This window comes from Streptomyces sp. MZ04, from assembly GCF_004684775.1.
Classification (GTDB): domain Bacteria; phylum Actinomycetota; class Actinomycetes; order Streptomycetales; family Streptomycetaceae; genus Streptomyces.
Window position 1 is genome coordinate 1 of the sequence record NZ_SRIC01000587.1, and the last position, 1,108, is coordinate 1,108.

A 1,108-nucleotide genomic window follows, 5' to 3' on the forward strand; every position below is an offset into this window, starting at 1 on the left:
GCCCCCGCGACCCTGGCCAGCTGCACGGCGAAGTGGCCCACGCCGCCCGCCGCGCCGTTGACCAGGACGGTGCCGCCGCGCGGCGGGCTGCCGTACTCCGGCCCGAGGTGCTCGAAGAGGTGCTGATAGGCGGTGAGTCCCGCCATCGGTACGGCGGCCGCCGTGACGTGGTCCAGAGCGGCGGGCCTGCGGGCGAGGTGCCCGGCGGGCGCGGTGACGTACTCGGCGTAGGCCGACGCCCTGCCGGGGAAGTTGACCAGGCCGAACACCTCATCACCTGGCCGCCACTCGGTCACCCCCGCGCCCACGTCCGCCACCACCCCCGAGATGTCGGAGCCCGGCGTGAGCGGCAGCGGCACCTCGGGGCGCAGCTCCGGAGGGATGTCGGCGAAGGCCGCCCGCGCGTACAGGTCCGGCGGGTTCACCCCCGCCGCGTGCACACGGACCAGGACTTCACCGGGACCGGCGGCGGGTCGCGGCACCTCCTCATAGATCAACCGCTCGGGACCACCGAACACGTGCACACGGATCGCCCGCATCGTCGCTTTCTCCATGACTGCCCCCACTCGACGCTCGGTCGGCGGCACCCCGGCTATGATCCGGAGCGCCGCTCCGTTTAGTAAACGGAGCGGTGCTCCGATTTGTCAACGCCAGGGAACCGCATGCCACTTGAACCGGAGACCCCTCTTGAACGGGCCTCGCTGCGTGACGTGGCCCGCCGGGCGGGCATCGGCCTCGGCACGCTCTACCGTCACTTCCCCACCCGCGACGCGCTCCTCGAAACCCTCCTGCGCGAAGGCTTCGACCGCCTCGCCGAGCGCGGACGCGGCGTAGGCGACGATCCCGTACCAGAGCACGAGTTCGACGAGGTCGATCGCCGTGAGCAGCATCGTCGTACGGAACACGGGGGCTCTGGCCGGGATGAACTGCGGGATCAGACTCATGTAGAAGATCCCGGCCTTGGGGTTGAGCAGGTTCGTGGCGAGCCCCGCGCGGAAGGCGGCCCAGCGGTCGCGGGGCGAGGCCTCCGGGGCCGGCTCCGGCCCCTCGGCCGCCTCCCGAGCCTCCCGCATCTCCCGCATCTCCCGCGCCCCTCGCACCCCTTGAG

At 72.3% G+C, this 1,108-nt stretch carries 1 protein-coding gene and 2 pseudogenes; 1 reads left to right on the forward strand and 2 read right to left on the reverse strand.

The genetic code is table 11. The features are described from left to right. Positions 1 to 554, reverse strand: a 554-nt coding sequence (locus tag E2651_RS43335) for an NADP-dependent oxidoreductase (protein ID WP_135336743.1), incomplete at its 3' end; no start/stop codon positions are given. Positions 555 to 695: 141 nt separating this feature from the next. Here E2651_RS43335 and E2651_RS43340 point away from each other — a divergent pair. Further along, a pseudogene (locus E2651_RS43340) lies at positions 696 to 791 on the forward strand (helix-turn-helix domain-containing protein); the annotation flags it as partial. A 72-nt stretch (positions 792 to 863) separates the two neighbouring features. Here E2651_RS43340 and E2651_RS43345 read toward each other — a convergent pair. Beyond that, positions 864 to 1,082: pseudogene (locus E2651_RS43345) on the reverse strand (LysE family transporter); the annotation flags it as partial. Positions 1,083 to 1,108: the final 26 nt, after the last annotated feature.